This window comes from Brunnivagina elsteri CCALA 953 (assembly GCF_002289455.1).
In the GTDB taxonomy this organism is placed as follows: Bacteria; Cyanobacteriota; Cyanobacteriia; order Cyanobacteriales; family Nostocaceae; genus Brunnivagina; species Brunnivagina elsteri.
On sequence record NZ_NTFS01000514.1, the window covers coordinates 1 to 3,989 of the forward strand.

The 3,989-nt window shown below is 40.5% G+C and carries 3 protein-coding genes; 2 read left to right on the forward strand and 1 reads right to left on the reverse strand.

Translation table 11 applies throughout. The features are described 5' to 3' along the window. Positions 1 to 34: 34 nt before the first annotated feature. Positions 35 to 292: a hypothetical protein gene (locus CK510_RS27465; protein WP_095724676.1), complete on the forward strand. Its 258-nt coding sequence runs from the start codon at positions 35 to 37 to the stop codon at positions 290 to 292. Between the two features lie 227 nt (positions 293 to 519). Here the strand turns inward: CK510_RS27465 and CK510_RS27470 are convergent, their stop codons facing one another. Further along, positions 520 to 1,014: a GIY-YIG nuclease family protein gene (locus tag CK510_RS27470; protein ID WP_245912462.1), complete on the reverse strand. Its 495-nt coding sequence runs from the start codon at positions 1,012 to 1,014 to the stop codon at positions 520 to 522. 465 nt (positions 1,015 to 1,479) lie between these two features. Between CK510_RS27470 and leuS the strand changes: the two genes are divergently transcribed. After that, positions 1,480 to 3,989 (forward strand): leucine--tRNA ligase (leuS, locus tag CK510_RS27475; RefSeq protein WP_095724678.1); only part of this gene is annotated, 2,510 nt, incomplete at its 3' end.

A 3,989-nucleotide genomic window follows, 5' to 3' on the forward strand; every position in this document is an offset into this window, starting at 1 on the left:
GTATAAAGAGTCTGTAAAAATGTGAAAGATTGTAATGGCTTCTTCAACTCCATTAAAAGGTACTGAATTAGTTGATTGTGCAAGAGCAAATGCTAATCAAGGGATTCAAACTGCTGCTTATCAATGTGGTTATGATGATGATTTAAATAAATTTGCTCAAGAATTACGCAATGCCTGTGAAAGCATGAATTTGCAAGTTAAGGAACTAACTCAATTAATTACTGACCAAGATATGATATTGAAAATAGGAACTGGTGAAATCATCGCACCAGATACATCATCACAATTATAATTTATAGTTGTAATTTACCATTCATGTCTTTTCATCAAACTACGGCGATTTAATTCTTTAATCAACCAACAACTCTAAAATATCAAGATTAGTTTTTGTTGTAATTAATAGATTAGTAAAAACGAAGCAGATATTCCTATAAAGTATTCCCAGCAAGAATACTGGGAACGAGAACAAGAGACAGAAACAAAGAAAGTAAATCTACATTCTACAATTTAAAACCTCTATTATCCTTTTCCAAATGGTTGTCCCCAGTATTTCCAATTTTCTTTATTAAACGGGGATTTCCATTTTTGAATTAATGATAATTCTAATCGTTGTCTCGCTTTGCTAAGTACTGGCGCATCCCACCAAAAACCAATATTTACGGCTGTTTTTAACTCATATCGATAATGTAAGTCGATATAATTTTCGATATATCGCTTACAGTCGTGAACACCCTTCCAACGCTGATTAGACTTACAGGTTTCACCGATATATAACAACAAATTTGTTGACATATCAATGACAAAATATAAACAAGCTTGTCCTGGACTATCTACTGGTAATCTATAAAAAGATAGGGCAGATAATTGTATAGTAAATGGGTCGATGATATCTGGATCGACATGAGATTTTGGTAAGTTAAATAAACTTACTTGCTGATTTGATTCGCTTGTTCTTACCTGTTGTTGATGGATGATTATTTTTTGCTTCCACTTTGTTAGTGTTTTCTCATCCATCAATAACACAGGGGTTCGGTTTGAATGCGATATACGCAATTCGTTTGGTGAGAACAAGTCTAATTGATTTGTCTCCAATCGCAATCCCCAAAATTTAACTTGCAATATAACTTGGGAATGCTAGCACTTAAATGTTACATTTGTGAACAATAATTTTGTACTATTGGATACTTAAGGGAATAGGAAAAGCTTGAAAATTCAGGGTAAAGGATTAAATATGGTGTTAGAGAGTACTAAGTTAAACATCCATATTTTTTTTGTGCTATTCCCACTGAAGTTACGATAATTTATATGTAGCCAATACGACCAACAAATCATAAGTTATGATAATTTAGCTTTTTATACTACAATCGTAATACGATTGAAATCCAGAAATCCCTACACCAGTAACCGAGCGATCGCGAACCATCGCATCTACAATATGTAGGCAGAAAAAAATTGTGTATGTGAGCAGGAGTATTTTCAGTGGAGTCTCGATACAACCCGGCAGAGATTGAGGAAAAATGGCAAAAAACATGGGCTGAACTTGGCTTAGACAAAACTCAACACGACTCGAACAAGCCAAAATTCTACGCCTTATCCATGTTCCCCTATCCATCGGGTAGTTTGCACATGGGTCACGTCCGTAACTATACAATTACAGATGCGATCGCACGCCTCAAACGAATGCAAGGTTATCGGGTTCTCCATCCGATGGGTTGGGATGCTTTCGGTTTGCCTGCGGAAAATGCCGCTATCGATAGGGGAGTACCACCATCCCAATGGACATATCAGAATATTGAACAAATGCGATCGCAATTGCAACGTCTTGGTTATTCCATAGATTGGGATACGGAAGTTGCGACTTGTTCTCCCGATTATTACAAGTGGACTCAGTGGATTTTCTTGCAGTTTTTTGCGGCAGGATTGGCTTATCAAAAGGAAGCTGCGGTCAATTGGGACCCGATTGACCAAACAGTAGTTGCCAATGAACAGGTAAATAGCGAAGGACGTTCTTGGCGTAGTGGTGCGATCGTCGAGCGGAAGTTACTGCGGCAGTGGTTTTTGAAGATTACTGACTACGCTGAAGAATTATTAAATGACCTTGACAAATTGACGGGATGGCCCGAACGTGTCAAGTTGATGCAGGCGAACTGGATTGGTAAATCCACGGGTGCTTATTTGGAATTCCCGATTGTGGGTATGGATGGGAAAATTGCGGTGTATACAACCCGTCCTGATACGGTTTACGGTGTCAGCTATTTGGTTTTAGCTCCTGAACATCCATTAACAGAGGAAGTGACGACAACCGCACAAAAAGCCGCAGTGGAAGCGTTTGTTAAAGAGGTGGCAAACCAAAGCGAATTGGAACGCACAGCCGACGATAAACCCAAACGGGGAATTCCCACAGGTGCGATCGCAATTAATCCATTTACAGGGGAAGAAATTCCTGTTTGGATTGCCGATTACGTGCTGTATGAATATGGTACTGGTGCAGTGATGGGGGTTCCTGCCCACGATGCAAGGGATTTCAAATTTGCCAAAGACCAAAATTTACCCATCAAAGTAGTAATTGTGGGGGATACAGACAAGATGCCTGTTCCACAGGAGGAATTAAAAGCTGCATATACAGAAACTGGTGTGTTAGTCAATTCCCAGCAATTTGACGGTTTAAATTCCATCGATGCCAAAAGAGCGATCGTTGAATATGCAGAACAAAAAGGATTTGGGAAAGCCAGGATTCAATACCGTTTGCGCGACTGGTTGATTTCCCGACAAAGATATTGGGGGGCACCAATTCCCATTATTCACTGTCCCGAATGCGGTGCTGTTCCCGTACCCGATGCAGATTTACCCGTCCAATTGCCTGATAATGTGGAATTGACGGGACGTGGTGGTTCTCCATTAGCGAATTTGGCAAGTTGGGTAAATGTACCTTGTCCCAGTTGTGGAACACCAGCGAAACGGGAAACCGACACGATGGACACATTTATTGATTCGTCGTGGTATTACTTGCGATTTACCGACGCAAAAAACGAAAATCAGGTTTTTGACAAGTCGAAAGTTAACGACTTTATGCCTGTGGATCAATATGTGGGTGGTATCGAACATGCGATTTTACACCTGTTGTATTCCCGATTCTTTACCAAAGTTTTGCGCGATCGCGGTTTATTGAATTTCGACGAACCCTTCCAACGGTTGTTAACTCAAGGAATGGTGCAGGGTTTGACCTATATGAACCCGAAAAAATCCGACAAGGATAAATGGGTTCCCACAAATTTGGTGAATGCAGCCGACCCCCGTGACCCGAAGACAGGGGAACCATTACAATTAGTTTATGCAACCATGTCCAAATCTAAGGGTAACGGTGTGGCTCCAGAGGATGTGATGGCTAAATATGGTATCGATACAGCCCGAATGTTTTGTTTATTTAAAGCACCACCAGAAAAGGATTTGGAATGGGATGAATCGGATGTTGAAGGACAATTTCGCTTTTTGAATCGGGTTTGGCGATTGGTGACGGATTACGTTGCCGCAGGGGGAAGTTCGGCGAAAAATGCGAAGCCCTTGCAAGTCGAGAATTTGACCAAAATCGAAAAGGATTTGCGACGTTCAATCCATACGGCTATCAAGGAAATTACGGAAGATGTGGAGGGTGGCTATCAATTTAATACCGCAATTTCTGAGTTAATGAAGTTGAGTAATGCTATAACGGATGCTGGTTGTAAAGATTCGCAGGTTTATAGCGAAGGTATAAATACGTTGATTTTGTTACTCGCTCCCTTCGCTCCCCACATTGCCGAGGAATTGTGGAAACAATTGGGGAATACAGAATCGGTACATCAGCAATCTTGGTTAAAGTTTGATGCTGAAGCTTTGATTACCGACGAAATTACCTTAGTAATTCAAATTAACGGTAAAAAACGCGGTGATTTGCAAGTACCATCTGGTTTGGATAAGGATGCTTTAGAAAAACTTGCCCGTGAGTCGGAAGT

What these genes read in the sequence shown, in the direction of transcription:
- CK510_RS27465 (WP_095724676.1), top strand. Translation starts at nt 35, where the DNA reads ATGGCTTCTTCAACTCCATTAAAAGGTACTGAATTAGTTGATTGTGCA.
- CK510_RS27470 (WP_245912462.1), bottom strand. Translation starts at nt 1,014, where the DNA reads ATGGATGAGAAAACACTAACAAAGTGGAAGCAAAAAATAATCATCCAT.